At 55.0% G+C, this 24013-nt stretch carries 22 protein-coding genes and 3 tRNA genes; 11 read left to right on the top strand and 14 right to left on the bottom strand.

From position 1 onward, the window contains the following. Nucleotides 1–48 precede the first annotated feature (48 nt). From gudD to syd, 7 genes are all read right to left on the bottom strand, one after another. Nucleotides 49–1386, bottom strand: coding sequence for a glucarate dehydratase (gudD, locus tag EKN38_RS07130; RefSeq protein ID WP_014833097.1), 1338 nt, complete (start codon nt 1384–1386; stop codon nt 49–51). Nucleotides 1387–1401: 15 nt separating this feature from the next. Then, a complete protein-coding gene (locus tag EKN38_RS07125) occupies nt 1402–2742 on the bottom strand; it encodes an enolase C-terminal domain-like protein (protein WP_014833098.1) in 1341 nt (446 codons plus the stop codon). Next, nucleotides 2742–4097, bottom strand: coding sequence for a galactarate/glucarate/glycerate transporter GudP (gudP, locus tag EKN38_RS07120; RefSeq protein WP_014833099.1), 1356 nt, complete (start codon nt 4095–4097; stop codon nt 2742–2744). The genes EKN38_RS07125 and gudP overlap by 1 nt, the downstream gene beginning before the upstream one ends. Nucleotides 4098–4431: 334 nt before the next feature. Next, nucleotides 4432–4881, bottom strand: coding sequence for a flavodoxin (locus tag EKN38_RS07110; RefSeq protein ID WP_014833100.1), 450 nt, complete (start codon nt 4879–4881; stop codon nt 4432–4434). A gap of 15 nt (nt 4882–4896) precedes the next feature. Next, entirely contained in the window at nt 4897–5682 is a 786-nt protein-coding gene (gene truC / locus EKN38_RS07105) for a tRNA pseudouridine(65) synthase TruC (RefSeq protein ID WP_047361410.1), read from the bottom strand. Beyond that, a complete protein-coding gene (locus EKN38_RS07100; protein WP_013098527.1) occupies nt 5679–6008 on the bottom strand; it encodes a YqcC family protein in 330 nt (109 codons plus the stop codon). Before EKN38_RS07100 ends, truC begins: the two co-directional genes overlap by 4 nt. A 631-nt stretch (nt 6009–6639) precedes the next feature. Beyond that, entirely contained in the window at nt 6640–7185 is a 546-nt protein-coding gene (syd, locus tag EKN38_RS07095) for a SecY-interacting protein (protein ID WP_014833102.1), read from the bottom strand. 69 nt (nt 7186–7254) lie between these two features. Here syd and queF point away from each other — a divergent pair, with 69 nt between their 5' ends. The 5 genes from queF (at nt 7255) to xni (ending at nt 13677) form a co-directional block, all read left to right on the top strand. Beyond that, complete coding sequence (queF, locus tag EKN38_RS07090) at nt 7255–8097, top strand: NADPH-dependent 7-cyano-7-deazaguanine reductase QueF (RefSeq protein WP_014833103.1); 843 nt, start codon at nt 7255–7257, stop codon at nt 8095–8097. Between the two features lie 116 nt (nt 8098–8213). Next, nucleotides 8214–9578: a nucleotide 5'-monophosphate nucleosidase PpnN gene (gene ppnN, locus EKN38_RS07085; protein ID WP_008499641.1), complete on the top strand. Its 1365-nt coding sequence runs from the start codon at nt 8214–8216 to the stop codon at nt 9576–9578. A gap of 510 nt (nt 9579–10088) precedes the next feature. Next, complete coding sequence (locus EKN38_RS07080; RefSeq protein ID WP_014833104.1) at nt 10089–11378, top strand: HAAAP family serine/threonine permease; 1290 nt, start codon at nt 10089–10091, stop codon at nt 11376–11378. A gap of 63 nt (nt 11379–11441) precedes the next feature. Then, nucleotides 11442–12809, top strand: coding sequence for an L-serine ammonia-lyase (locus tag EKN38_RS07075; RefSeq protein ID WP_126521848.1), 1368 nt, complete (start codon nt 11442–11444; stop codon nt 12807–12809). A gap of 112 nt (nt 12810–12921) precedes the next feature. After that, nucleotides 12922–13677, top strand: coding sequence for a flap endonuclease Xni (xni, locus tag EKN38_RS07070; RefSeq protein ID WP_014833106.1), 756 nt, complete (start codon nt 12922–12924; stop codon nt 13675–13677). A 42-nt stretch (nt 13678–13719) separates the two neighbouring features. On the opposite strand, the gene rlmM is transcribed toward xni, so the two are convergent. The 4 genes from rlmM to EKN38_RS07050 form a co-directional block, all read right to left on the bottom strand. After that, entirely contained in the window at nt 13720–14820 is a 1101-nt protein-coding gene (gene rlmM / locus EKN38_RS07065) for a 23S rRNA (cytidine(2498)-2'-O)-methyltransferase RlmM (protein WP_014833107.1), read from the bottom strand. Beyond that, nucleotides 14813–15208 (bottom strand): DUF423 domain-containing protein, encoded by a 396-nt coding sequence (locus EKN38_RS07060; RefSeq protein WP_003862756.1) that lies wholly within the window; start codon nt 15206–15208, stop codon nt 14813–14815. The genes rlmM and EKN38_RS07060 overlap by 8 nt, the downstream gene beginning before the upstream one ends. A gap of 40 nt (nt 15209–15248) precedes the next feature. Beyond that, nucleotides 15249–16166 carry a glycine cleavage system transcriptional regulator GcvA gene (gene gcvA, locus EKN38_RS07055; RefSeq protein ID WP_014833108.1) on the bottom strand — a complete coding sequence of 306 codons (918 nt, stop codon included), beginning with the start codon at nt 16164–16166 and terminating at the stop codon, nt 15249–15251. A gap of 349 nt (nt 16167–16515) precedes the next feature. Then, nucleotides 16516–16743: a YgdI/YgdR family lipoprotein gene (locus tag EKN38_RS07050; RefSeq protein WP_008499648.1), complete on the bottom strand. Its 228-nt coding sequence runs from the start codon at nt 16741–16743 to the stop codon at nt 16516–16518. 192 nt (nt 16744–16935) lie between these two features. Between EKN38_RS07050 and csdA the strand changes: the two genes are divergently transcribed. Both csdA and csdE read left to right on the top strand, forming a co-directional pair. Then, a complete protein-coding gene (gene csdA, locus EKN38_RS07045) occupies nt 16936–18141 on the top strand; it encodes a cysteine desulfurase CsdA (protein ID WP_014833109.1) in 1206 nt (401 codons plus the stop codon). Then, nucleotides 18141–18587 carry a cysteine desulfurase sulfur acceptor subunit CsdE gene (csdE, locus tag EKN38_RS07040; RefSeq protein ID WP_014833110.1) on the top strand — a complete coding sequence of 149 codons (447 nt, stop codon included), beginning with the start codon at nt 18141–18143 and terminating at the stop codon, nt 18585–18587. The genes csdA and csdE overlap by 1 nt, the downstream gene beginning before the upstream one ends. Here the strand turns inward: csdE and tcdA are convergent. Both tcdA and mltA read right to left on the bottom strand, forming a co-directional pair. Continuing rightward, nucleotides 18578–19384 carry a tRNA cyclic N6-threonylcarbamoyladenosine(37) synthase TcdA gene (tcdA, locus tag EKN38_RS07035; RefSeq protein ID WP_014833111.1) on the bottom strand — a complete coding sequence of 269 codons (807 nt, stop codon included), beginning with the start codon at nt 19382–19384 and terminating at the stop codon, nt 18578–18580. The genes csdE and tcdA overlap by 10 nt on opposite strands. Before the next feature lie 76 nt (nt 19385–19460). Continuing rightward, the gene (gene mltA / locus EKN38_RS07030) at nt 19461–20558 is read right to left on the bottom strand and encodes a murein transglycosylase A (protein WP_014833112.1); all 1098 of its coding nucleotides are present in this window, start codon (nt 20556–20558) and stop codon (nt 19461–19463) included. A 209-nt stretch (nt 20559–20767) separates the two neighbouring features. Here mltA and EKN38_RS07025 point away from each other — a divergent pair. The 3 genes from EKN38_RS07025 to EKN38_RS07015 all read left to right on the top strand — a co-directional run bounded on the left by EKN38_RS07025 (nt 20768) and on the right by EKN38_RS07015 (nt 21086). Beyond that, nucleotides 20768–20844, top strand: a tRNA-Met gene (locus EKN38_RS07025). Nucleotides 20845–20888: 44 nt separating this feature from the next. Beyond that, nucleotides 20889–20965: transfer RNA gene (locus tag EKN38_RS07020), tRNA-Met, on the top strand. A gap of 44 nt (nt 20966–21009) precedes the next feature. Beyond that, nucleotides 21010–21086: transfer RNA gene (locus EKN38_RS07015), tRNA-Met, on the top strand. 88 nt (nt 21087–21174) lie between these two features. On the opposite strand, the gene amiC is transcribed toward EKN38_RS07015, so the two are convergent. Next, nucleotides 21175–22428, bottom strand: coding sequence for an N-acetylmuramoyl-L-alanine amidase AmiC (amiC, locus tag EKN38_RS07010; protein WP_014833113.1), 1254 nt, complete (start codon nt 22426–22428; stop codon nt 21175–21177). Between the two features lie 227 nt (nt 22429–22655). Here amiC and argA point away from each other — a divergent pair, with 227 nt between their 5' ends. After that, a complete protein-coding gene (gene argA, locus EKN38_RS07005; protein ID WP_014833114.1) occupies nt 22656–23987 on the top strand; it encodes an amino-acid N-acetyltransferase in 1332 nt (443 codons plus the stop codon). The last annotated feature ends 26 nt before the right edge of the window (nt 23988–24013 follow it).

Below are 24013 nucleotides of genomic sequence, written 5' to 3'. Positions count from 1 at the left end.
CCACCGGGCTCCCGAAAATGCCGACTCCCGCAGGAACCGGCACGTCGCTTAACGCACCATGCAGGGGCGTTTGTTGTTAAAGGTCCATTCCGGAATTAAGTATTGCATCGCCATCGCGTCATCGCGCGCGCCCAGCCCGTGTTTCTGGTACAGCTCGTGGGCTTTCATCACCTGATCCATATCCAGCTCTACGCCCAGACCCGGTGTCGACGGAACCTGCACCATGCCCCCTTTGATTTCAAACGGCTCTTTTGTCAGGCGCTGATTGCCTTCCTGCCAGATCCAGTGGGTATCGATCGCGGTAATCGTGCCCGGCGCGGCGGCTGCCACGTGGGTGAACATCGCCAGCGAGATATCGAAGTGGTTGTTGGAGTGCGAGCCCCAGGTCAGGCCAAACTCATGGCACATCTGCGCCACGCGTACTGAACCCTGCATCGTCCAGAAATGCGGGTCAGCCAGCGGGATATCCACGGACTGCAGGGACAAGGTGTGCCCCATCTGACGCCAGTCGGTGGCGATCATATTGGTCGCGGTAGGCAAACCGGTGGCGCGGCGGAACTCCGCCATCACTTCACGACCCGAGAAGCCTTGTTCAGCCCCGCACGGATCCTCCGCGTAGGCCAGCACGCCTTTCAACTGCTTGCCGATGGCGATCGCTTCATCAAGCGACCAGGCCCCGTTCGGATCCAGCGTCACGCGCGCCTGCGGGAAACGTTTAGCCAGGGCGGAGATAGCTTCCGCCTCTTCTTCCCCGGCCAGCACCCCACCCTTCAGTTTGAAATCATTAAAACCATATTTTTCATACGCGGCTTCCGCCAGGCGCACCACCGCATCCGGCGTCATCGCTTCATCGTGGCGGAGCCGGTACCAGTCGCATTTCTCGTCCGGCTGGCTCTGGTACGGCAACGGCGTCAGTTTGCGGTCACCAACAAAGAACAGATAGCCCAACATTTCCACTTCACTGCGTTGCTGCCCCTCACCCAGCAGGGAAGCAACGTTAACCCCCAGGTGTTGGCCTAACAGATCCAGCATGGCGGCTTCGATGCCGGTCACCACGTGGATGGTGGTGCGCAGATCGAACGTTTGCAGCCCGCGGCCACCCGCATCGCGATCGGCAAAGGTATTCCGCACGGTATTTAAGACGTTTTTATATTCGCCCAGCGTTTTTCCCACCACCAGCGGGATGGCGTCTTCAAGCGTTTTGCGGATCTTCTCACCGCCCGGGATTTCCCCCACGCCGGTATGCCCGGCATTATCTTTGATAATGACAATATTGCGGGTGAAGAACGGCGCATGCGCCCCGCTCAGGTTCATCAGCATGCTGTCATGGCCGGCAACCGGAATGATCTGCATGGAAGTAACAACAGGGGTGGTCAACGTGCTCATGGTGCAATCCTTTTATCAGTGACGTCCAAAAACAGGGCGCTTACGGTCAAATGTCCAGCCGGGGATCAGGTACTGCATCGGCCCGGCATCATTACGCGCGCCGCCCGGCAGTTTTTTATACGCTTCATGAGCCTTGTGGACCTGATCCCAGTCAAGCTCCACGCCCAGCCCCGGCGCATCCGGTACGGCAATGGTGCCATTTTTGATTTCCAGGGGATTTTTCGTCAGGCGGGCCTCACCCTCCTGCCAAATCCAGTGTGTGTCGATAGCGGTTGGGTGACCCGGTGCCGCCGCGCCAACGTGGGTAAACATCGCCAGCGAAATATCGAAATGGTTATTGGAGTGACAACCCCAGGTGAGCCCCCAGTCATCACAGAGCTGCGCCACACGCACCGCGCCGGAAAGCGTCCAGAAGTGCGGGTCTGCCAGCGGAATATCGACCGCGTTCAGCATGACCGCATGGCCCATTTCGCGCCAGTTGGTGGCGATCATGTTCGTGGCGACTGGCAAGCCGGTGGCGCGTCGGAATTCCGCCATCACTTCGCGACCCGAGAAGCCTTGTTCAGCCCCAACCGGGTCTTCCGCATAGGTCAGGACATCCCCCAGCCCTTTGCACAGGGCGATCGCTTCGTCCAGCAACCATGCGCCGTTAGGGTCAACGGTGATGCGGGCATCCGGAAAACGTCTCTTAAGGGCACGCGCGGTTTCAATTTCCTGCTCGCCAGGTAATACGCCGCCTTTGAGCTTGAAGTCTTTAAAACCGTAGCGGTCCTGTGCCGCCTCGGCCAGCCGAACCACCGCGTCACTGGAGAGCGCCTCCTGGTGACGCAGGTGATACCACTCATGGTGACCCGGTGAGTGCGCCAGATAAGGCAGATCGGTTTTGTGGCGATCGCCAACGTAGAACAGATAGCCCAGTACCGTCACCGCATCACGCTGTTTGCCCGGTCCCAGCAGTTCGCAGACCGGAACGTTCAGCGCCTTTCCGAGTAAATCGAGCAGCGCGGCCTCCAGCGCGGCGACCGCATTGACGCGCAGTTCAAACGTCCAGGCGCCTTTGCCGAAGGTATCAAAGTCCGCCGACTGGTTGCCTTTGTGGACACGCTGAACCACTTTATTCAGACGGGCGACCTCCTGGCCGACTACCTGTGGAATGGCATCTGACAACGTCTGGAAAATCACCTCACCCCCCGGCGCTTCTCCAACACCGGTGTTCCCTGCGCTGTCGGTCAGCACCACGATATTGCGGGTAAACCAGGCGTTATGCGCGCCGCCAATGTTAAGCAGCATACTGTCCTGTCCGGCCACCGGGATGACCTGCATATCGGTGACGACCGGGCTCGATTGTGTTGTCATCAGCCACGCTCCCCTACAGGTTTGAGTTCAATACGTTTGATATCACCCACCAGCACCAGATAGCTCAGGACCGCCACCAGGGCGTGCACACCCACATAAATCAGCGCACCGTTGAATGAGCCCGTGGTCCCGACGATGTAGCCAATGGCAATCGGGGTGACAATACCGGAGATGTTGCCGAACATGTTGAACAGCCCACCGCTCAGGCCGCTGATCTCTTTTGGCGCGGTATCCGCCATGACCGCCCAGCCCAGGGCACCAATGCCTTTCCCGAAGAAGGCCATCGCCATAAAGCCGATGATCATCCACTCCGCGCTGACGTAGTTACAGAACACCATGGTCATCGAAAGCAACATGCCGAGCACAATTGGCGTTTTACGGGCGATGTTCAGCGAACCGGTACGACGCATCAGCCAGTCGGAAATCACCCCGCCCAGCACGCCCCCGACAAAGCCGCAGATAGCCGGTACAGAGGCGACAAAGCCCGCTTTCAGAATCGACATACCGCGCGCCTGCACCAGATATACCGGGAACCAGGTGATGAAGAAGTAGGTTAAGGCGTTGATACAGTACTGTCCCAGGTAGATGCCGATCATCATGCGTGAACCGACAAGCTGCTTGATCTGCGCCCATTTCTGGCTGAACGGGACTTTTGCTTTTTGGGTTTTCTGATCCATGTTGATCAGCGCCCCGCCTTCCGCAATGTACTCCAGCTCTTTCTTGTTTACGCCCGGATGTTGGTTCGGCTCGTGGATCACTTTCAGCCAGATAAAGCTGATGACGATCCCCAGTCCCCCCATGAAGAAGAAGACGTGTGACCAGCCCACTTCATGCGTCAGCCAGCCCATAATCGGCGCAAAGATCACCGTCGCGAAATACTGGGCAGAGTTAAAAATCGCCACCGCCGTTCCTCGCTCCTGTGCCGGGAACCAGGCGGCCACGATGCGGCTATTACCGGGGAATGAAGGCGCTTCCGCTAACCCCACCAGGAAACGGAGGGTAAAGAGCGCAATGATAATGCCGAAGCCGCTGAAGATATCGACGAAGCCCTGCAACAGGGTAAACATCGACCAGATAAAGATGGACCAGAAGTAGACGCGCTTGGATCCAAAACGATCGAGCAGCCAGCCTCCCGGGATCTGACCGATAACATAGGCCCATGAAAATGCGGAGAAAACATACCCCATGCCAACCGGATCAAGCCCAATGTCTTTCGCCATTTCAGAGCCGGCAATCGACAGCGTGGCGCGGTCACCATAGTTAAAGGATGTGACGATAAACAGCATCACCACTATCCAGTAGCGAGCATTAGTGCGCTTCTCCGCGCTGCTCGCCGCGTGGCTTAATGTACTCATTGTTGCACTCCTGAAACATAGCTTTCGCCTGGTTCACTCTGTACAGCACCGGTAGGGTAATCAGAATGAGATTGGTGTTTGTCGTTTTGGTACGGCCTGAAGCCGTTTTATTGTGACCGGGAAAGTATATGAAGGAGTGACACGTTCTCTCACCGTGCAAAAACACAACATTGAGGGGCATGAGAACGGTTGTTTGTGGCAAAAGCCTAAGAGAGTGGAAGATGGTTCACGGAATTGGCGTTTAGGGCGGACGTTATCGCCGGGTGGCGGCACCGCCTGACCCGGCCAGGAAAACCCGTAGGCCCGCGCAAGCGAAGCGCCGCCGGGCAGGATGTTATTTGAGAAGTGTGGCCCAGTTCTCAACCCACGGGTTTGACTCGCTTTCGGGTTCCGGGTGTTCACCGGCGTCAATCAGCAGCATCTCGCCCACGCGCTGGGCGCTCTGTTCCTGAAGGAGCGCGTCGAACTGCTTACCGCCGCCGCAGAAATTGGCGTAAGAACTGTCGCCCAGGGCGATGATGCCGTAGTGCACGTTCGGCTGATAGCCAAGCCGGTCTTTAATGCCCTGGAACAGCGGCACGATGCTGTCCGGCAGATCGCCCTGCCCGGTCGTGGAGGTGACCACCAGAATGTATTTATCTTGATACTTTTCCCAGTCTGCCAGCTCCGGGTCTTCATAAACCGTGGCTTTATGCCCGTGGCTTGCGAGTATCGCTTCAGCCTCTTCCGCTACCAGCAGCGAGTTGCCGTACATTGTGCCGACAAAAATGCCTACTTCAGCCATGATGTGTTCCCTTAATTATTGCGCTTGCTGTTCATCCTGAACGTTGCCTGAGACAAACTCAACCCTTTCATTTTTGGGGAGTTGCCCCCGCCAGCCAAACTGTGACAGCGCCTGCATCCAGACATCATCCAGACCCGCATGGATCGTCAGCGGTTCACCGGTAAACGGGTGCGTCAGGCTCAGTTCGCTTGCGTGCAGCATCAGACGATCGCAACCAAAATGTTCGGCCGCGCTGCGGTTCTGCCGCAGATCGCCATGCTTGCTGTCGCCGATAATCGGATGACGCAAATGCTTCAGGTGTCGGCGGAGCTGGTGTTTACGCCCGGTTTTGGGCAATAGCTCAACCAGGCTGTAGCGGGTGGTGGGAAATTTGCTGGTTGCCACCGGCATTTCGGTGGTCGCCATACCGCGATACCCGGTCACCGCGGGTTGCGGACCTTTGTCATCGCGGGCAAATTTATCGGCGATTTTGTCCAGCTCTTCCACCAGAGGATAGTCAAGCGTCGCGGCTTCTGTCAGCCAGCCACGCACAATCGCATGGTAGCGTTTCTGGATCTGATGCTGCTCAAACTGCTGCGCCAGCAGACGACCGGCTTCGCTGGACAATCCCATCAGCAGTACACCGGAAGTGGGTCGGTCCAGGCGATGGGCGGTAAACACATGCTGACCAATCTGGTCGCGCACGGTCTGCATCACGACCACCTTCTCGTCACGATCCAGCCAGCTGCGGTGCACCAGCCATCCCGACGGTTTGTTCACTGCCACCAGCCACTCATCCTGATAGAGGATCTCAAGCGTCATGCGTCATCACCGGCAAACAGCGCATCCAGCTTTTCCAGCTCAGCCAGCATGACAGCACGCGCCGGGTGGGTGGCCTCCAGCGCCATTTCATAGTAAGGCGAGACAGCAAACGCCTGCGGCAGCGGGTGTCCCCCTTCCAGCAGCGCATGCATACGGGGAATTAACACCCACTGAAGCCACTCAAACGGCGCCAGCGTATCCAGGCAGAACGGCTGGGTGCTTGCGAACGCTTCTGGCTGCGGCGCGGTCTCCTGCCACAGCTGATGTTGGCGCAAAAGAGCTTCGATGGCGTGCAACCGGGCACGAACGCTATCGTGTTGCGTCATAATAACCTCAACTGAAAAAATGAACGGCGCGCAGCATAGCATTGCAGGCAGCAGAAATAAAAAAAGGGAGCACTGTAAAAACAGTGCTCCCGGTTCGTTTCGCAGCATTCCAGCTACAATTCATGCTCCCTGCTCATCCGTGACAACTTTTCCTGAAGCCCGAAGGCCTGGTCATCCGTAAACCTTTTGCATCCCGCGCACATCGTCCTGATGTGTCTGTTTCATCCTGAAACGTCCTGGCCATCCTGACCCACCGTTCTTCCTGACCGGCTCTCGTTCTCCTTCCTGGAGGTGTCCCTTACGCATCCTGCGTTATCCTTTTGCTTCATCCTGAAGCCTTCCTGCAGCGCCATCCTGACGTGTCCAGTTTGAGTAACGCCATCATCCTGATGTTCGTTTCTCGTGTCGGCATCCTGTCGACAGAGATAGAATCCGCTATTCCGCTTCGTCTTACAACCCACCCTGTGAGGGTTGTAAGCTTAAGGATCGCAGGGATGATGAGTCAGAAACAGACTAATACCTTGATAGTTATAATAATATTATTCTTAATTCCGTAAGGTAATACTGAATGTTGCGGCGATCTCTCACAAACCGTGTAAGAGATCTCTCACACGCGCTGTAGCATGATGGATTACAGAAGCGGCTCAAGTCGGGTAAGGAAATCCGCAAGAGAGGGGGCGAGCGTCTCGCGATTGCGGGTGCCGATAGTCTCTTTGATCACCTCACCGGACAAGTTGCAGACGGAGATAACATCCAGTTCACTGTCCAGAGTGCCAATAAAGAGTGTCGGAGAAAGCTTAAGGCGTTTTTGCGTGACCAGATGACCAATCAGGTTTTCCTGAACACGCTGCAGATCGTCTTCGCTCCAGGTCTGCAACAGCGTCAGCGCCACATCACCAAAGCGGGCAGGCATATCCCCTGCAAACTGCGTGGTGTAAAACGCGTGAATCGCTGGTTGTACCACAAGGTCCATTGCGCGTTCAACCGCATTTACATTTTGCTCGCCACTCCAGGGCTGCGGTTGCCAGATAACGTAGTCATCCACCGAAGAGATAATGCAGGGCGACGGTACACCATATAAATCAGCACTTTGCGGCCACGTTTCGCGCGCATCATGCCAGGCGTCGCAGTAGCGGGTCGTGAAGGTCTTAAGGGCATTTGCAGTTTCGATATCCACCGATTTCTCTCTTCTGGTAAGACAGGATAAACTCAGCCCATAAGTGTACCTGTAAAGTGACTATGAAACATGTCTTACGAAAATCATCAGGCGTTAACCGGCTTAACGCTGGGCAAATCGACCGATTACCGCGACACCTACGATGCCAGCCTGCTGCAGGGTGTTCCACGCAGCCTCAACCGCGATCCTTTAGGATTACGTGCAGACGCGCTGCCGTTTGTCGGCGGTGATATCTGGACGCTGTATGAACTCTCCTGGCTTAATGCTCGCGGTCTGCCGCAGGTGGCGGTGGGCCAGGTTGAGCTGGACCACGCCAGCCAGAACTTGGTGGAATCCAAAAGCTTTAAGCTGTACCTCAACAGTTTTAATCAGACCAAATTCACCAGCCTGGAAGAGGTTCAGCACACGCTGGAGCGTGATTTACGCGCCTGCGCCCAGGGCGACGTGAGCGTTGCGCTGTATCGCCTGAATGAGCTGGAGGGACAGCCCATCGCCCACTTTAACGGCACCTGCATCGACGATCAGGATATCGAGGTGGATAACTACGAATTCAGCACCGAGTACCTCGAAACTGCGGCGAGCGGGAAGATCGTGGAGGAGACGCTGGTCAGCCATCTGCTGAAGTCCAACTGCCTGATTACCCACCAGCCGGACTGGGGATCCGTGCAGATCCAGTATCGCGGCCCGAAAATTGACCGGGAAAAGCTGCTGCGCTATCTGGTGTCGTTCCGTCACCACAATGAATTTCACGAGCAGTGCGTGGAGCGCATTTTTAACGATATCCAGCGCTTCTGTCAGCCAGAGACATTGAGCGTGTACGCGCGCTATACCCGTCGTGGTGGGCTGGATATTAACCCGTGGCGCACCAATACCGATTTTGTGCCTGCAACCGGTCGACTGGTACGTCAGTAATATAAATATTTTCACAATATGGGCGAGTAATGACGCGCTTTAGGTTGTGAAACGTCACACGCCAGGGCTATTGTAATCAACAGGGAATGACGATAATCGTCCCATAAGGAGCTCACTTGATTACACATATTAGCCCGCTTGGCTCAATGGATATGTTGTCGCAGCTGGAAGTGGACATGCTTAAGCGCACGGCCAGCAGCGATCTTTATCAACTGTTTCGTAACTGTTCACTTGCCGTACTGAACTCCGGAAGCCTGACTGACAACAGTAAAGAACTATTATCCCGCTTCGAAAGCTTTGATATCAACGTACTGCGCCGCGAGCGCGGTGTGAAACTTGAAGTCATTAACCCGCCGGAAGAGGCCTTCGTCGACGGGCGGATTATTCGTTCCCTGCAGGCCAACCTGTTTGCCGTGCTGCGTGACATCCTGTTTGTTAACGGGCAGATCCACAACGCGGGCCGCTTCCAGCATCTTGACCTGGAAAGCTCGGTTCATATCACCAACCTGGTGTTTTCTATTCTGCGTAACGCCCGTGCCCTCCACGTTGGCGAAGCACCGAATATGGTCGTCTGCTGGGGCGGTCACTCGATTAACGAAACCGAATATCTCTACGCCCGTCGGGTGGGGACCCAGCTTGGTCTGCGCGAGCTGAATATCTGCACCGGCTGTGGTCCAGGCGCGATGGAAGCGCCAATGAAAGGTGCCGCCGTGGGTCATGCCCAGCAGCGGTACAAAGAGGGACGCTTTATCGGCATGACCGAGCCGTCAATCATCGCCGCTGAACCACCTAACCCGCTGGTTAACGAACTCATTATCATGCCGGATATCGAAAAACGCCTTGAAGCGTTTGTCCGTATCGCCCACGGCATTATCATCTTCCCGGGCGGGGTAGGAACGGCGGAAGAGCTGCTCTACCTGCTGGGGATCCTGATGAACCCGGCCAACAAAGATCAGGTTCTGCCGTTAATCCTGACCGGGCCGAAAGAGAGTGCCGACTACTTCCGTGTGCTGGACGAGTTTATCGTTCATACGCTGGGTGAAGCCGCACGTCGTCACTATCGCATTATCATTGACGATGCCGCAGAAGTGGCGCGTCAGATGAAAAAGGCGATGCCGCTGGTGAAAGAGAACCGTCGTGATACCGGAGACGCTTACAGCTTTAACTGGTCAATCCGTATCGCGCCGGATCTGCAGATCCCATTCGAGCCTTCGCATGAGAATATGGCGAACCTGAAACTCTATCCGGACCAGCCGGTGGAAGTGCTGGCCGCCGACCTGCGACGCGCCTTCTCCGGCATTGTGGCGGGTAACGTGAAAGAGGTGGGGATCCGCGCCATTGAGCAGTATGGCCCGTATAAGATCCACGGTGACCCGGAGATGATGCGCCGCATGGATGACATGCTGCAGGGCTTTGTCGCCCAACACCGCATGAAGCTGCCGGGCTCAGCTTACATTCCTTGCTACGAAATCTGTACGTAACGTTTCAATCGTTCATCTGAGGGCCGGGTCGCGTTCTGTCGCTACCCGGCTTTTTTTCGCATCAATTCATAGCCATCTCTTATACGATTTACAAACAGGCAGCGAACGCAAACGATTACCTGGATTTTGAAACCATAAATTATAAGCCTTAAAGCAAATTACTTATCAGAAAATCCTAAAACCCACCGTCTTTACAGCGTAAGACACCTATCTTAGGGGCCACTCTTTCAGGTCACATGTTGTTAATGGTAGCCTTCGCGCCCGTAAATTCTCTTTGATGTTTTTTTAACAGAGAAATGGTCTAAATATACCCACATCATGAGTGGATTATTGCATTTGGGATCGCGATCACTGATACATTCATAAGTAGAATGTATCTTTCCGCCCGCCAATAGTTACGGGTGAAAATTATTAAAAAACCGTCACTGAACGAATTTCATATTACCGTCAGGCATTTTTTCATCGGATTTGACTACAAACCTGACAATTTGCTTCCTCCAGGAGATACAGATGGAAACCACTCAAACCAGCACCGTTGCTTCGATTGAATCCCGAAGTGGTTGGCGCAAAACGGATACCATGTGGATGCTTGGCCTTTACGGCACAGCAATCGGCGCTGGTGTACTGTTCCTTCCTATCAACGCAGGTGTCGGCGGTCTGATCCCGCTGATCATCATGGCCATCATCGCGTTCCCGATGACCTTCTTCGCACACCGCGGTCTGACCCGCTTTGTGTTGTCTGGTAAAAACCCGGGCGAAGACATTACTGAAGTGGTTGAAGAACACTTTGGTATCGGCGCAGGTAAACTGATTACCCTGCTCTACTTCTTCGCGATTTACCCGATTCTGCTGGTTTACAGCGTGGCGATCACCAACACCGTTGAAAGCTTCATGACGCACCAGCTGCAGATGACGCCGCCACCGCGTGCCATTCTGTCTCTGATCCTGATCGTCGGTATGATGACCATCGTGCGCTTCGGCGAGCAGATGATCGTGAAAGCGATGAGCGTTCTGGTGTTCCCGTTTGTTGCCGCCCTGATGGTGCTGGCCTGCTACCTGATCCCACAGTGGAACGGTGCAGCGCTGGAAACCCTGTCCCTGAGCAGCGCATCTGCGACCGGTAATGGTCTGATGATGACCCTGTGGCTGGCGATTCCGGTGATGGTCTTCTCCTTTAACCACTCCCCGATCATCTCTTCCTTCGCCGTGGCGAAACGTGAAGAGTACGGTGCAGGCGCAGAGAAGAAGTGCTCCAGCATCCTGGCACGTGCACACATCATGATGGTGCTGACCGTGATGTTCTTTGTCTTCAGCTGCGTACTGAGCCTCTCCCCGGCGGACCTGGCGGCAGCGAAAGAGCAGAACATCTCTATTCTGTCTTACCTGGCAAACCACTTTAACGCTCCGCTGATTGCCTGGATGGCGCCAATCATCGCGATTATCGCTATCACTAAATCCTTCCTGGGCCACTATCTGGGCGCACGTGAAGGCTTCAACGGTATGGTGATTAAATCTCTGCGTGGTAAAGGCAAGAGCATTGAAATCAGCAAACTGAACAAAATCACTGCGCTGTTTATGCTGCTGACCACCTGGGCCGTTGCAACGCTCAACCCAAGCATCCTGGGCATGATTGAAACCCTGGGCGGCCCGGTTATCGCGATGATTCTGTTCCTGATGCCGATGTACGCGATTCAGAAAGTCCCTGCGATGCGTAAATACAGCGGCCATATCAGCAACGTGTTCGTTGTGGTTATGGGTCTGATTGCCATCTCTGCCATTTTCTACTCACTGTTCAGCTAATACCTCCAGCGCCGTCTTAGGGCGGCGCACTTCTCCTCTCTGACTGAAAGCAATGGACGCATCATGATTAGCGTATTCGATATTTTCAAAATCGGTATTGGTCCTTCCAGCTCTCACACTGTCGGACCAATGAAAGCCGGTAAACAGTTCACGGATGACTTGATTGCACGCGGTATTTTGCACGACGTTACCCGCGTGGTTGTCGATGTATACGGTTCCCTTTCCCTCACCGGTAAAGGCCACCATACCGATATCGCCATTATCATGGGCCTGGCGGGTAACCTGCCGGATACCGTAGATATTGATGCGATCCCTGGCTTCATCCAGGACGTTAATACCCACGGTCGCCTGCTGCTGGCAAATGGCGAACACGAAGTGGAATTCCCGGTTGATCGCTGCATGAATTTCCATGCCGACAACCTGTCACTGCACGAAAATGGTATGCGTATTACCGCCCTGGCAGGTGACACCGCGGTTTACAGCCAGACGTATTACTCTATCGGCGGCGGGTTTATCGTCGACGAAGACCACTTTGGTCAAACCAATACCGCTTCTGTCGAGGTGCCGTATCCGTACAAAACGGCGGCGGATTTACAGCGTCACTGCCAGGAGACGGGCCTCTCCCTCTCTGGCCTGATGATGAAAAACGAACTGGCCCTGCACAGTAAAGCGGAGCTGGAACAGCACTTTGCTAACGTCTGGGAGGTGATGCGCGGCGGGATTGAACGCGGTATCACCACCGAAGGCGTTCTGCCTGGTAAGCTTCGCGTACCGCGCCGTGCAGCCGCCTTGCGCCGTATGCTGGTGAGCACCGACAAAACGACAACCGACCCGATGGCGGTGGTGGACTGGATCAACATGTTCGCCCTGGCGGTAAATGAAGAGAACGCCGCGGGTGGCCGCGTGGTCACCGCGCCAACCAACGGAGCCTGCGGTATTGTTCCGGCGGTGCTGGCGTACTACGACAAGTTTATCCGTGAAGTGAATGCGAACTCGCTGGCGCGCTATATGCTGGTCGCCAGTGCGATTGGGTCACTGTACAAGATGAACGCCTCCATTTCCGGCGCGGAAGTGGGCTGTCAGGGTGAAGTCGGCGTGGCCTGTTCCATGGCCGCAGCGGGTCTGGCAGAGTTGTTGGGTGCAAGCCCGGCGCAGGTATGCATTGCCGCCGAAATCGGCATGGAGCATAACCTGGGGCTGACCTGTGACCCGGTTGCCGGACAGGTTCAGGTGCCGTGTATCGAGCGTAACGCGATCACCTCCGTCAAGGCAGTGAACGCCGCACGTATGGCGCTGCGCCGCACCAGCGAGCCACGCGTCTGCCTCGATAAGGTTATCGAAACCATGTACGAAACCGGTAAAGATATGAACGCCAAATACCGTGAAACCTCTCGCGGTGGTCTGGCAATGAAGATCGTCACCTGCGATTAAGCCGCTCAGGAAGCCTCGTTTTGCGAGGCTTCTTCCTGTTTTTCCTCACGCTATTCGTTTCATCCTGCCGACAGTGATACCCTTTAGCCATGAGAGTTAAGGGAGAATATCTGTGGCTGTTCATTTGCTTATCGTCGACGCGCTCAACCTGATTCGCCGGATCCATGCAGTGCAAGGTACGCCCTGTAAGGACACCTGTCTGCACGCGCTGGAGCAACTTATTCGCCACAGCGAACCGACGCATGTCGTGGCCGTGTTTGATGATGAGGCGCGTAATTCCGGCTGGCGACATCAGCGTTTGCCGGACTATAAAGCCGGACGCGCCCCGATGCCGGACGATTTGCATTCAGAAATGCCGATGATTCGCACGGCATTTGAACAGCGCGGCGTGCCCTGCTGGGGCGCCCAGGGCAATGAAGCCGACGATCTGGCGGCGACGCTTGCGGTCAAAGTGGCCAGCGCCGGGCATCAGGCAACCATTGTATCGACGGATAAAGGCTACTGTCAGCTGCTCTCTCCCACTATCCGCATTCGTGATTACTTCCAGAAACGCTGGCTCGACGCCCCGTTTATTGCCAGTGAATTTGGCGTCTCGCCTGAACAGCTTCCTGACTACTGGGGGCTGGCGGGGATCAGCAGTTCTAAGGTGCCGGGCGTTGCCGGTATTGGACCCAAGAGTGCCGCACAACTCCTGACGGATTTTCAGGATCTGGAAGGGATCTACGCCCGGCTCGATGAGGTCCCGGAAAAATGGCGCAAGAAGCTGGAGGCACATAAAGAGATGGCCTTTATCTGCCGGGATGTGGCGACGTTACAGACGGATTTACAGCTGGACGGGAATTTGCAGCAGTTGAGGTTAGAGCGTTAAGAGTCCCCTCTCCCCGTTGGGGAGAGGGTTAGGGTGAGGGGCCTATCGCTCGTCGCGACGCCCACCCACGGCCGCCCACCAGCGACGAATATGCACCGTCACCTCTTCGCGATCGTGATACAGCTGACGCGCCTGGATCTCCACGTTAATGCCGTGTTCATCCAGTTGCTGCTGAATATAGGCCAGGTTCTGAGAGACCTCCTCATAGCGCTTTTTCATTGGCAGTTTGAGGTTAAAAATCGTCTCACGGCACCAGCCGTTCACCAGCCAGGAGGCCATCAGTGCCGCCACTTTCGCTGGTTTTTCCACCATATCGCACACCATCCAGGAGATGTTATTGCGGGTTGGACGATAGCGGAAACCGTCTTCACGCAGCCAGGTGACCTGCCCGGTGTCCATCAGGCTTTGCGCCATCGGGCCGTTATCAACAGACGACACCCACATGTTGCGTTTCACCAGCTGATAGGTCCAGCCCCCGGGGCATGCCCCGAGATCGACCGCGTACATGCCGTTGGCCAGACGCTCATCCCACTCATCCGCCGGAATAAAGACGTGAAACGCCTCCTCCAGCTTCAGGGTTGAACGGCTCGGCGCATCAGCCGGGAACTTCAGACGTGGGATCCCCATAAAGAACGGAGAGTTGTTGTTGGTGTAAGAATAACCGGTGTAGCAGCAGCCCGGGGCAATAAAGAAGATATGCACCACCGGACGCTTTGGCGTTTCGTAATTTGTCAGCACGCCGGCATCACGCAGCGCCACGCGCAGCGGTACGGTGAACTTACGGCAGAACTTCATCAGCTCTTTGCTTTCATTGGTGTCGGCCACCTCAACGCGCAAATCACCGCCCTTCTCGACCACGCCCTGCAGCATGCCCACAATCGGGGTGATGCGATCTTCTGGCGGAAGATCTTTCAACAACTCACCCGCGACAAACATCTGGCGTGCAAAGATCAGTGAACTGAACGGCAGCTCGCGTGCCAGCTTGTCCGCATCGTCAGGCTGGTAGCATTCGAACACCACATAGCCCGCATTATCCTTAACGCGCGCAAAACCGAAGACTTCTCGCTTCGCCGCTTTATCCGTAATTTCCGCGGCGCACTCTTTCTCAAACCCCGGGCGACAATATAAAACAACCTTATTCATGAACAACGCCCTTGCGTTTCAGACGGATAGCTCCGATAAACATTAATACCCACCCTGCCAGGAAGCTGACGCCGCCGACAGGTGTAACAAACGCCCACAGGCGCAAATGCGAGAGTGCAAGGCAGTAAAGGCTGCCGCTGAACAGCACCGTGCCCAGCGCCAGAAATACACTGCTCCAGTAAAACCAGATGCTGATCCGGCGCTGCATCGCCACCGCCAGCCCAAAAATAGCCAGGGTATGGAACGCCTGATATTCAAGGCCGGTCTGGATCCAGCCCATCTCAACGACGCCCAAAGACTTGCTTAAGACATGTGCGCCAAAGGCGCCCAGTGCAACAAAAATAAAGCCACTCACCGCGGCAAAAATCAGCATGAATCGGCTGGTCATGTTTCAGTCCTAAAGTAATGCGTGCCCCGGCACACAAAAGTTATTGTTCATACCTGAAGCGGAATTTTTCTTGCTCGCTCGCCGCTTTCGCCAGTATCCACTGCCGGAAAGCGGCTATTTTACCCAGTTCTGCCTGACTGTCATGACAAACCAGATAAAACGCATTCTTGCTGACCAGTACATCATTAAAAGGGCAAACCAGACGGCCAGCCTCAATTTCGGACTGCGCCATGACGTTGTTCGCCAGCGCCACGCCCTGTCCGTGAATGGCAGCCTGTAGCACCATCGCACTGTGGCTAAAAATGGGCCCCTGCTGCACGTTTATATGATTAAGACCTAATTGACGGGTATAAGTTTGCCAGTCGCGGCGAGAAGCATCGTGTAATAGCGTATGTTGTGCCAGATCGGCGGGCGACTTTAACGCTTTATCACCTGTTAAAAGCAGCGGCGAACAGACCGGTAGCAGATATTCTGCGTATAATTTCTCGACACGCAAGCCTGGCCAGTTACCGCGACCATAAAAAATGGCGACATCCACATCGTCCGCCAGTTTGTCTTCCTGACGATCCACGGCCTGGATTCGAACGTCAATTCCCGGATAAGCTGAGTTAAAGCTTGAGAGTCTGGGTACCAGCCATTGAATGGCAAAACTGGGCAATAAACTTACCGTTAGTGCGCCTTTTGCACTCCTCGCCTGCAGCTTACGCGTGGCTTCCGTGAGCTGGGAAAAAATCTCTTTAATATCCTGAAAATAGCTCTGCCCCTCTTCCGTCAACAACAGTGAACGGTTGCGCCGGCGGAACAGCTTGAGGCCCAGAAAATCCTCCAGGGACTTGATTTGGTGACTTACTGCGGCCTGTGTCACAAAAAGCTCATCTGCTGCACGGGTGAAGCTCAGGTGACGTGCTGCTGCATCAAAAACGCGTAATGCATTAAGGGGTGGCAATCGCTTGGACATGGTTATCTGGCTTAGATGTTAACAAGATTTAACAAATAGGAAACAACGTTTAACCTATTAGTTTTTTTTATCTGAGCCATTATAATTTGTCCGTTGAGGAACTACCAGCAAATACCTATAGTGGCGGCACTTCCTGAGCCGGAACGAGAAGCTTTTTTTGGAATGCGTGTTCTGAAGGGCTTTTGGCTTACGGTTGTGATGTTGTGTTGTTGTGTTTGCAATTGGTCTGCGATTCAGACCACGGTAGCAACGCTACCAATTTTTCACTTCCTGTACATTTACCCTGTCTGTCCATAGTGATTAATGTAGCACCGCCAATTTGCGGTGCTTTTTTTTGCTTATCGATCTGTTAATGCTCGATCTCTTTCATCTCTTTCACGTCCGTGCGGTTGATCTGCTGCTTGTTCCCGTTAGCATCTTTATATGAAATCATCCCGGTATCGTTATCGGTTGTCGGTTTCCCTTCCGAAACAATGGAACGACCATCGTTAGTGTGCATGACGTAGTTGTTACCAGAACAGGCGCTCAGGGCAAAAGTAAACGCACAGGCAGAAATGATTGCAGCTGTCTTATTCATGATTCTTCTCCTTTAGCAATTAATGCTATTCAAACCTCGATTTATAACAGGCTAAAACATCCGCCTAACACTATTTAGCATAACCTGCTTTTTCAGGGGCGTTGGGATAAGCAGACAATTCTGATAGATATCAACCTCCTTGCCCTGCCGCTGAAATTGCGCGACGATCTCAGTAATGCAATGAGGAATTCCATGAACGCTTTCAGTCCTGCGCAGTTTCGCGCACAGTTTCCGGCGCTGGCCGATGCCGGTATTTATCTTGATAGCGCTGCCACCGCCTTAAAGCCACAGGCGGTGATTGAGGCAACGCAGCAGTTCTATAGCCTGAGCGCAGGCAATGTGCATCGTAGCCAGTTTGCCGAGGCCCGGCGCTTAACCGCTCGCTATGAAGCTGCACGCGATCAGGTTGCACGCCTGATCAATGTCGGCAGCGGAAAAAACATCGTCTGGACACGAGGCACCACCGAAGCCATTAACATGGTGGCCCAGTGCTATGCCCGCCCCCTGCTCCAGCCAGGAGACGAAATCATCGTCAGTGAGGCGGAACATCACGCCAACCTGGTACCCTGGCTAATGGTGGCAGAACAAACCGGGGCACGGGTGGTGAAACTCCCGCTGGGGGCAGATTATCTGCCGGACGTGGCACAGTTACCGGAGCTGATTACACCGCGCAGCCGCATTCTGGCGCTTGGGCAGATGTCGAATGTCACTGGTGGCTGTCCGGATCTGGCGCAGGCTATCCGCATCGCGCATGCCAGCGGCATGGTAGTGATGATCGACGGTGCGCAGGGTGTGGTCCATTTCCCGGCCGATGTGCAAAAACTGGATATCGATTTTTATGCCTTCTCAGGACATAAGCTTTACGGACCAACCGGTATCGGGGCGTTGTACGGTAAGCCTGAGTTGCTGGCGCAAATGACGCCGTGGCTCGGTGGCGGCAAGATGATCACAGAAGTCTCTTTCGAGGGCTTTAAAACGCAGGACGTTCCTTACCGTCTGGAAGCAGGAACGCCGAACGTGGCGGGCGTCATTGGCCTGAGCGCCGCCCTCGAATGGCTCGCTGAAACGGATATTGCCCAGGCTGAAAGCTGGAGCCGGGGTCTGGCGACGCTGGCTGAAGAGGAGCTTAAAAAGCGTCCTGGCTTTCGTTCGTTCCGCGTGCAGGATTCAAGCCTGTTAGCTTTTGATTTTGCAGGCGTACACCATAGCGACATGGTGACGCTGTTGGCCGGATATGGCATTGCCCTGCGTGCCGGACAGCATTGCGCCCAGCCGCTGCTGGCGGCACTTGGCGTGAGTGGTACACTGCGCGCCTCGTTTGCGCCTTACAATACCCAAAGCGATGTCGACGCACTGATTTCCGCGGTTGACCGCGCCCTTGAACTCCTGGTGGATTAATGACTAGCTCTGCTTTAGCCGGACACCCGTTTGGCACAGTGATCACAGAAGAAACGTTAAAACAGACCTTTGCGCCGCTCACGCAATGGGAAGATAAATATCGTCAACTGATCCTGCTGGGTAAGCAGCTTCCGGCCCTTTCTGACGATCTTAAAGCACAGGCAAAGGAGATCGCGGGGTGCGAAAACCGCGTCTGGCTTGGGTTCAGCGTATCCGGAGAGAAACTGCATTTCTTTGGCGACAGCGAAGGACGCATCGTTCGCGGGCTGCTGGCGGTGCTGTTAACCGCCGTCGAGGGTAAAAGCGCGGCGACGCTACTGGCGCAATCGCCGCTGACCCTGTTCGATGAACTGGGTTTGCGCGCGCAGCTGAGCGCCTCGCGCGGCCAGGGCCTGGTCGCCCTTAGTGAAGCGGTACAGGACGCCGCCCGTCAGGCTCAGGCCTGACGTTCTGCCTTCGCCATCATCTTCTTCAGGGCGTGAGATACCGCCACAAAGCCAAAGGAGGCGGTCACCATGGTGGCCGCACCAAATCCTGAGGCGCAATCCATCCTTTTAGGCCCTTCCGCCGTGCTTTTCATGGCACAGACCGAGCCGTCAGCCTGCGGATAAACCAGCGCTTCAGTCGAGAAAACGCAGTCGACGCCCAGCTTACCTTTGCTGTTTTTCACCACGTTGAAGTCGCTTTTCAGCCGTTCACGCAGTTTGGCCGCCAACGGATCCTGAATGGTTTTCGCCAGATCGGCCACCTGGATCTGTGTGGGATCGATTTGTCCGCCTGCGCCACCGGTGGTCACCAGTGGCACCTTGTAACGACGACAGTACGCAATAAGCGCCGCTTTTGGACGCACGCTATCAATCGCGTCAATCACGTAGCTGTAGCCTTTACTCATATAGTCTGCGACATTATCCGCCGTCACAAAATCATCAATCACCGTGACCCGACATTCCGGGTTGATCAGGCGGATACGCTCTGCCATGACCTCAGATTTTGCCAGGCCGACGTTGTCACGCAGGGCATGGATTTGACGGTTGGTGTTGGTGACGCACACATCATCCATATCAATCAGTGTGATTGCGCCAATACCGGTTCTCGCCAGCGCTTCTGCCGCCCACGAGCCCACACCACCAATGCCCACGACGCAGACATGCGCATCCGCAAACAGCTGCAGGGCTTTTTCACCATAGAGACGTGCCGTACCACCAAAACGCTGGCGCCACGCGTCGCTGATTACCACAGACATAAAACCTCAGATGTAAAAAGGGTGAGGTTTTTCCTCACCCTGAACAGTAATCCGTATTCCGCTCAGAATACCACAATCAGCCGCTGAATACGTTTCCGGCGCCAGGCGCTGTCTTCAGCACCCATACGCGGCCATAGTGGTTATACCAGCCTGCACGGTGGCCGGCGTCCGGGCCAATCCCCTGATAAATATCAAAGTGCTGGCCTTTGATTGCCCCACCGACATCCAGCGCCACCATCAGACGTAACTCGTACTGTCCGTTAAATTTACCGTTATTGTCCAGCAGCGGCACTTCTGCCAGCAGCGTGGTACCCGCAGGAATGATGGAACGATCCGATGCCACCGACGCACGGCCAATCAGCGGCACGGCGCTCGCCCCTTTCACCGGCGCAAAGTTTTGCGGTTTAAAGAAGACGAATGACGGGTTCTGCTCCAGCAGCTCACGCACCTCGGCTTCACTGTGTTTTTCGCCCCACTCGCGGATCGCCTGCATCGACATATCTTCTTTTTTCACTTCGCCCCGGTCGATCAGCACTTTACCAATGCTGCGGTAGGCATGGCCGTTTTTGCCGGCGTAGCTAAAGAAGTTCAGCGGAGAACCGTCACCAAAATCGATGTAGCCACTGCCCTGAACATCCATGATGAAGTTGTCCATCAAGGAGTTGCTGTAAGCCAGGACGTAGTTTTCGCTAAGCGCACCGGCGTAGATCTCCGCGCGGGACGGCAGGCGGCCACGTTTTGGCGGCATACGATAAATGGGATACTGGAATTCGCCCTGACGCGTATGGCGCGCCTGGATAACCGGAGTGTAATAGCCGGTAAACTGCACGTTGCCGTAGTTGTCCGCCCCTTCCATCTGCCAGGCGTCGATACCAAACTGGCGCATGTTGCGCGTATCACCGCCCGCACGCAGCCAGTCCTGCACGGCGTTATAAACGCTACTCTGTGAGCCATACAGGCGCGGCGACGCATTGCGGATCTGGTAAACCTGCTCGGAGAAATCACCGGCGTTGATCGGTGCGCCGACAGCATCCGGCTGGTTAACTAAAGAGAAAGGCTGGGATAGCTTCCCGTCTTTATACTGTTGACCGCGATCGGTCGGTTTAGAAGAACAGGCGGCAAGAATCGCTACCATTGCGCCCGTGATCAGATACTTTGCCCAACGTCCTTTCATTATATCTCGTCTTTAAGTTGCCCATTTCCGCGTGATGAAGATAACAAACCCACTGTTCTAAAGAAACGGAATCACATGCCCTTTGGCAAATTCTGAGCAAAAAATAGTCCAAAGGTTTCGATGCCGTTCAATTTACATACAAAATTAATGAATTATGTGAAAAAGGGGTTGCATCACAAACCTAACCGAGTATAGTGCGCATCCACGGACGCGGGGTGGAGCAGCCTGGTAGCTCGTCGGGCTCATAACCCGAAGGTCGTCGGTTCAAATCCGGCCCCCGCAACCAATTAAAATTTGATGAAGTATCTTCTACGAGAGTAGAAAGACGGACGCGGGGTGGAGCAGCCTGGTAGCTCGTCGGGCTCATAACCCGAAGGTCGTCGGTTCAAATCCGGCCCCCGCAACCAATCAAATTTGAAGAAGTAAGTTTCTACACAAGTAGAAAGACGGACGCGGGGTGGAGCAGCCTGGTAGCTCGTCGGGCTCATAACCCGAAGGTCGTCGGTTCAAATCCGGCCCCCGCAACCAATACTTCTAAAAACAATCAACACCCTTAAGGGTGTTTTTTTGTATCTGTCGTTTGTGAATTTGCCGGGCGTTAACCCGGCGGGCAGCATTATCCACGTCTTGCCAGCGTCGCCCCGTCAGAGAAATACGCCCTGATCCCTGCCAGAATCGACTCCGCCACTTCCTGCTGGAATTTGGCCGTCTTGAGCTTCCGCTCCTCTTCCACGTTACTGATAAACGCCGTTTCAACCAGGATAGACGGGATATCTGGCGCTTTCAGTACCGCAAACCCGGCCTGCTCAACGCTGTTTTTGTGCAGCTTGTTGATATTGCCAAGCTTACCCAGCACCGCTTTACCAAACTTCAGGCTGTCGGTAATGGTCAGCGATTGCACCATATCGAACATGGTGTGATCCACATAGCGGTCGCCGCTTTTGCTCACACCACCGATGAGATCCGAGGCGTTCTGCGTGTCCGCGAGGTAACGCGCCGCGGTACTGGTCGCCCCTTTGGTTGAGAGGGCAAATACTGACGATCCACTTGGCTGACGGCTGGTAAACGCATCAGCGTGGATAGAGACAAAGAGATCCGCACGCTGCTTCTGGGCTTTTGCCACACGCACTTTCAGCGGAATAAAGACATCTTCATTGCGCGTCATATAGGCGCGCATGTTGCCCTCTTTATCGATTAACGCTTTAAGACGGCGGGCAATCTGCAACACCACATCTTTTTCCCGCGTCCGGTATTTGCCTATCGCGCCTGAGTCTTCGCCTCCATGGCCAGGATCGAGCATGATCACAATCGGGCGATCGCGCCCTGCTTTCCCGGGCTGCGGGCCACTTTGCGCAGGTGGAACCTGTTTCTCAAGATTGCCCTGGTTGTAGTCTTCCAGTAATGCCAGAAGGGGATCCTGAATGTCCGTTGCATTTGCCGGATAGAGATCCATCACCAGACGTTCTTTGAACGTCGCAACTGGCGCAAGGGCAAACAGCTGCGGTTTCACATTCTGCTTCAGTTCAAACACCATGCGCACGGTTTGCGGATCAAACTGCCCTACGCGCGCCGATTTGATAAACGGATCATCACCTCGGATCTGCGCCGCCATCCCCTTCAGAACGGAGTTCAGGTTAACGCCTTCGAGATCCACCACCACACGCTCAGGGTTGCTGAGGGCAAACTGCTTATATTTCAGCACCCGATTGGATTCCACCGTGACGCGCGTATAGGTTGACGACGGCCAGACGCGCACCGCCACCACCTGACTTGTGGCGGCAAGACCCACCTGGCTGACGCTGAGCAGCCACATCGCCCCGGCCCCTTTTAACAAACGGCGGCGGCTTATTGCTGAATTGGATCCCGACATGCTTCTCCCGAGCAAGAAATCTGATTGACAGACAAAACATCAAAATTGACCGAAAACTTTAACGAATGACGCATAAACTGTCATCTATAAAAGGGTAAACAATCATACGTTAACGCACGGATTACTTATTAATTTCTGTGGGTCGCAGAAAATTTAGGCTTGCACATGCGACCACAATCGAATAAAAATACAGAAATTACGAATAAACATTCATTAAGGGTTGTGCCATGGTGAAGGAACGTAGAACCGAACTGGTCCAGGGATTCCGCCATTCTGTTCCCTATATCAACGCCCATCGGGGAAAAACGTTTGTCATCATGCTTGGCGGCGAAGCCATTGAGCATGAAAACTTTTCCAGCATCGTCAATGACATCGGCCTGCTGCACAGCCTCGGTATCCGCCTGGTGGTGGTGTATGGCGCGCGTCCACAAATCGATGCGAACCTGGCCGCGCACCATCACGAGCCGATTTATCACAAGCATACCCGCGTTACGGATGCCAAAACCCTGGAGCTGGTGAAACAGGCCGCGGGTCTGCTGCAGCTGGATATCACCGCGCGCCTGTCCATGAGCCTGAACAACACGCCGCTGCAGGGGGCGCATATCAACGTCGTCAGCGGTAACTTCATCATTGCTCAGCCTCTGGGCGTGGACGACGGTGTGGACTATTGCCACAGCGGACGTATTCGTCGTATTGATGAGGAAGCCATTCACCGTCAACTGGATAGCGGTGCCATCGTACTGATGGGGCCGGTGGCCGTTTCCGTCACCGGCGAGAGCTTTAACCTCACGTCTGAAGAGATTGCCACCCAGCTGGCGATCAAACTGAAAGCAGAAAAAATGATTGGGTTTTGCTCTTCCCAGGGCGTGGTCAACGATGAGGGCGTGATTGTGCCAGAACTCTTCCCTAATGAGGCTCAGGCCCGCGTCGAAGCGCTGGAAGCCGAAGGGGATTATCATTCTGGTACCGTCCGTTTTCTGCGCGGTGCGGTGAAAGCCTGCCGCAGCGGCGTGCGTCGTAGCCACCTGATCAGCTATCAGGAAGACGGTGCCCTGCTGCAGGAGCTATTCTCCCGCGACGGTATCGGCACCCAGATCGTAATGGAGAGTGCGGAGCAAATCCGCCGCGCCACCATTAACGATATTGGCGGCATTCTGGAGTTAATTCGCCCGCTGGAGCAGCAAGGGATCCTGGTGCGCCGTTCCCGCGAACAGCTGGAAATGGAGATCGACAAATTCACGATTATCCAGCGCGATAACCTGACAATCGCCTGCGCCGCGCTCTATCCGTTCCCGGAAGAGAAGATCGGCGAAATGGCCTGCGTCGCCGTCCATCCAGACTACCGCAGCTCTTCACGCGGCGAGATGCTGCTTGAGCGCGTGGCGGCCCAGGCGCGCCAGATGGGCCTGAGCAAGCTGTTCGTCCTGACCACGCGCAGCATTCACTGGTTCCAGGAGCGCGGTTTTACGCCTGTAGATATTGATTTGCTGCCTGAAAGTAAAAAAGAGATGTACAACTATCAACGCCGCTCGAAGGTGCTGATGGCCGACCTGGGATAATTCAACCTTCGCCGGGTGGCGCTGCG

The sequence above is a fragment of the Enterobacter sp. WCHEn045836 genome (genome assembly GCF_003965585.1).
GTDB classification, from domain to species: Bacteria; Pseudomonadota; Gammaproteobacteria; order Enterobacterales; family Enterobacteriaceae; genus Enterobacter; species Enterobacter dissolvens.
This window is presented reverse-complemented; position numbering and strand designations above follow the sequence as displayed.

What these genes read in the sequence shown, in the direction of transcription:
- gudD (WP_014833097.1), bottom strand. Translation starts at nt 1,386, where the DNA reads ATGAGCACGTTGACCACCCCTGTTGTTACTTCCATGCAGATCATTCCG.
- EKN38_RS07060 (WP_003862756.1), bottom strand. Translation starts at nt 15,208, where the DNA reads ATGACCAGCCGATTCATGCTGATTTTTGCCGCGGTGAGTGGCTTTATT.
- amiC (WP_014833113.1), bottom strand. Translation starts at nt 22,428, where the DNA reads ATGTCGGGATCCAATTCAGCAATAAGCCGCCGCCGTTTGTTAAAAGGG.
- EKN38_RS07050 (WP_008499648.1), bottom strand. Translation starts at nt 16,743, where the DNA reads ATGAATAAGACAGCTGCAATCATTTCTGCCTGTGCGTTTACTTTTGCC.
- mltA (WP_014833112.1), bottom strand. Translation starts at nt 20,558, where the DNA reads ATGAAAGGACGTTGGGCAAAGTATCTGATCACGGGCGCAATGGTAGCG.
- rlmM (WP_014833107.1), bottom strand. Translation starts at nt 14,820, where the DNA reads ATGAATAAGGTTGTTTTATATTGTCGCCCGGGGTTTGAGAAAGAGTGC.
- EKN38_RS07100 (WP_013098527.1), bottom strand. Translation starts at nt 6,008, where the DNA reads ATGACGCAACACGATAGCGTTCGTGCCCGGTTGCACGCCATCGAAGCT.
- gcvA (WP_014833108.1), bottom strand. Translation starts at nt 16,166, where the DNA reads ATGTCCAAGCGATTGCCACCCCTTAATGCATTACGCGTTTTTGATGCA.
- truC (WP_047361410.1), bottom strand. Translation starts at nt 5,682, where the DNA reads ATGACGCTTGAGATCCTCTATCAGGATGAGTGGCTGGTGGCAGTGAAC.
- gudP (WP_014833099.1), bottom strand. Translation starts at nt 4,097, where the DNA reads ATGAGTACATTAAGCCACGCGGCGAGCAGCGCGGAGAAGCGCACTAAT.
- csdE (WP_014833110.1), top strand. Translation starts at nt 18,141, where the DNA reads ATGACTAGCTCTGCTTTAGCCGGACACCCGTTTGGCACAGTGATCACA.
- queF (WP_014833103.1), top strand. Translation starts at nt 7,255, where the DNA reads ATGTCTTACGAAAATCATCAGGCGTTAACCGGCTTAACGCTGGGCAAA.
- EKN38_RS07075 (WP_126521848.1), top strand. Translation starts at nt 11,442, where the DNA reads ATGATTAGCGTATTCGATATTTTCAAAATCGGTATTGGTCCTTCCAGC.
- tcdA (WP_014833111.1), bottom strand. Translation starts at nt 19,384, where the DNA reads ATGTCTGTGGTAATCAGCGACGCGTGGCGCCAGCGTTTTGGTGGTACG.
- argA (WP_014833114.1), top strand. Translation starts at nt 22,656, where the DNA reads ATGGTGAAGGAACGTAGAACCGAACTGGTCCAGGGATTCCGCCATTCT.
- csdA (WP_014833109.1), top strand. Translation starts at nt 16,936, where the DNA reads ATGAACGCTTTCAGTCCTGCGCAGTTTCGCGCACAGTTTCCGGCGCTG.
- EKN38_RS07110 (WP_014833100.1), bottom strand. Translation starts at nt 4,881, where the DNA reads ATGGCTGAAGTAGGCATTTTTGTCGGCACAATGTACGGCAACTCGCTG.
- EKN38_RS07080 (WP_014833104.1), top strand. Translation starts at nt 10,089, where the DNA reads ATGGAAACCACTCAAACCAGCACCGTTGCTTCGATTGAATCCCGAAGT.
- EKN38_RS07125 (WP_014833098.1), bottom strand. Translation starts at nt 2,742, where the DNA reads ATGACAACACAATCGAGCCCGGTCGTCACCGATATGCAGGTCATCCCG.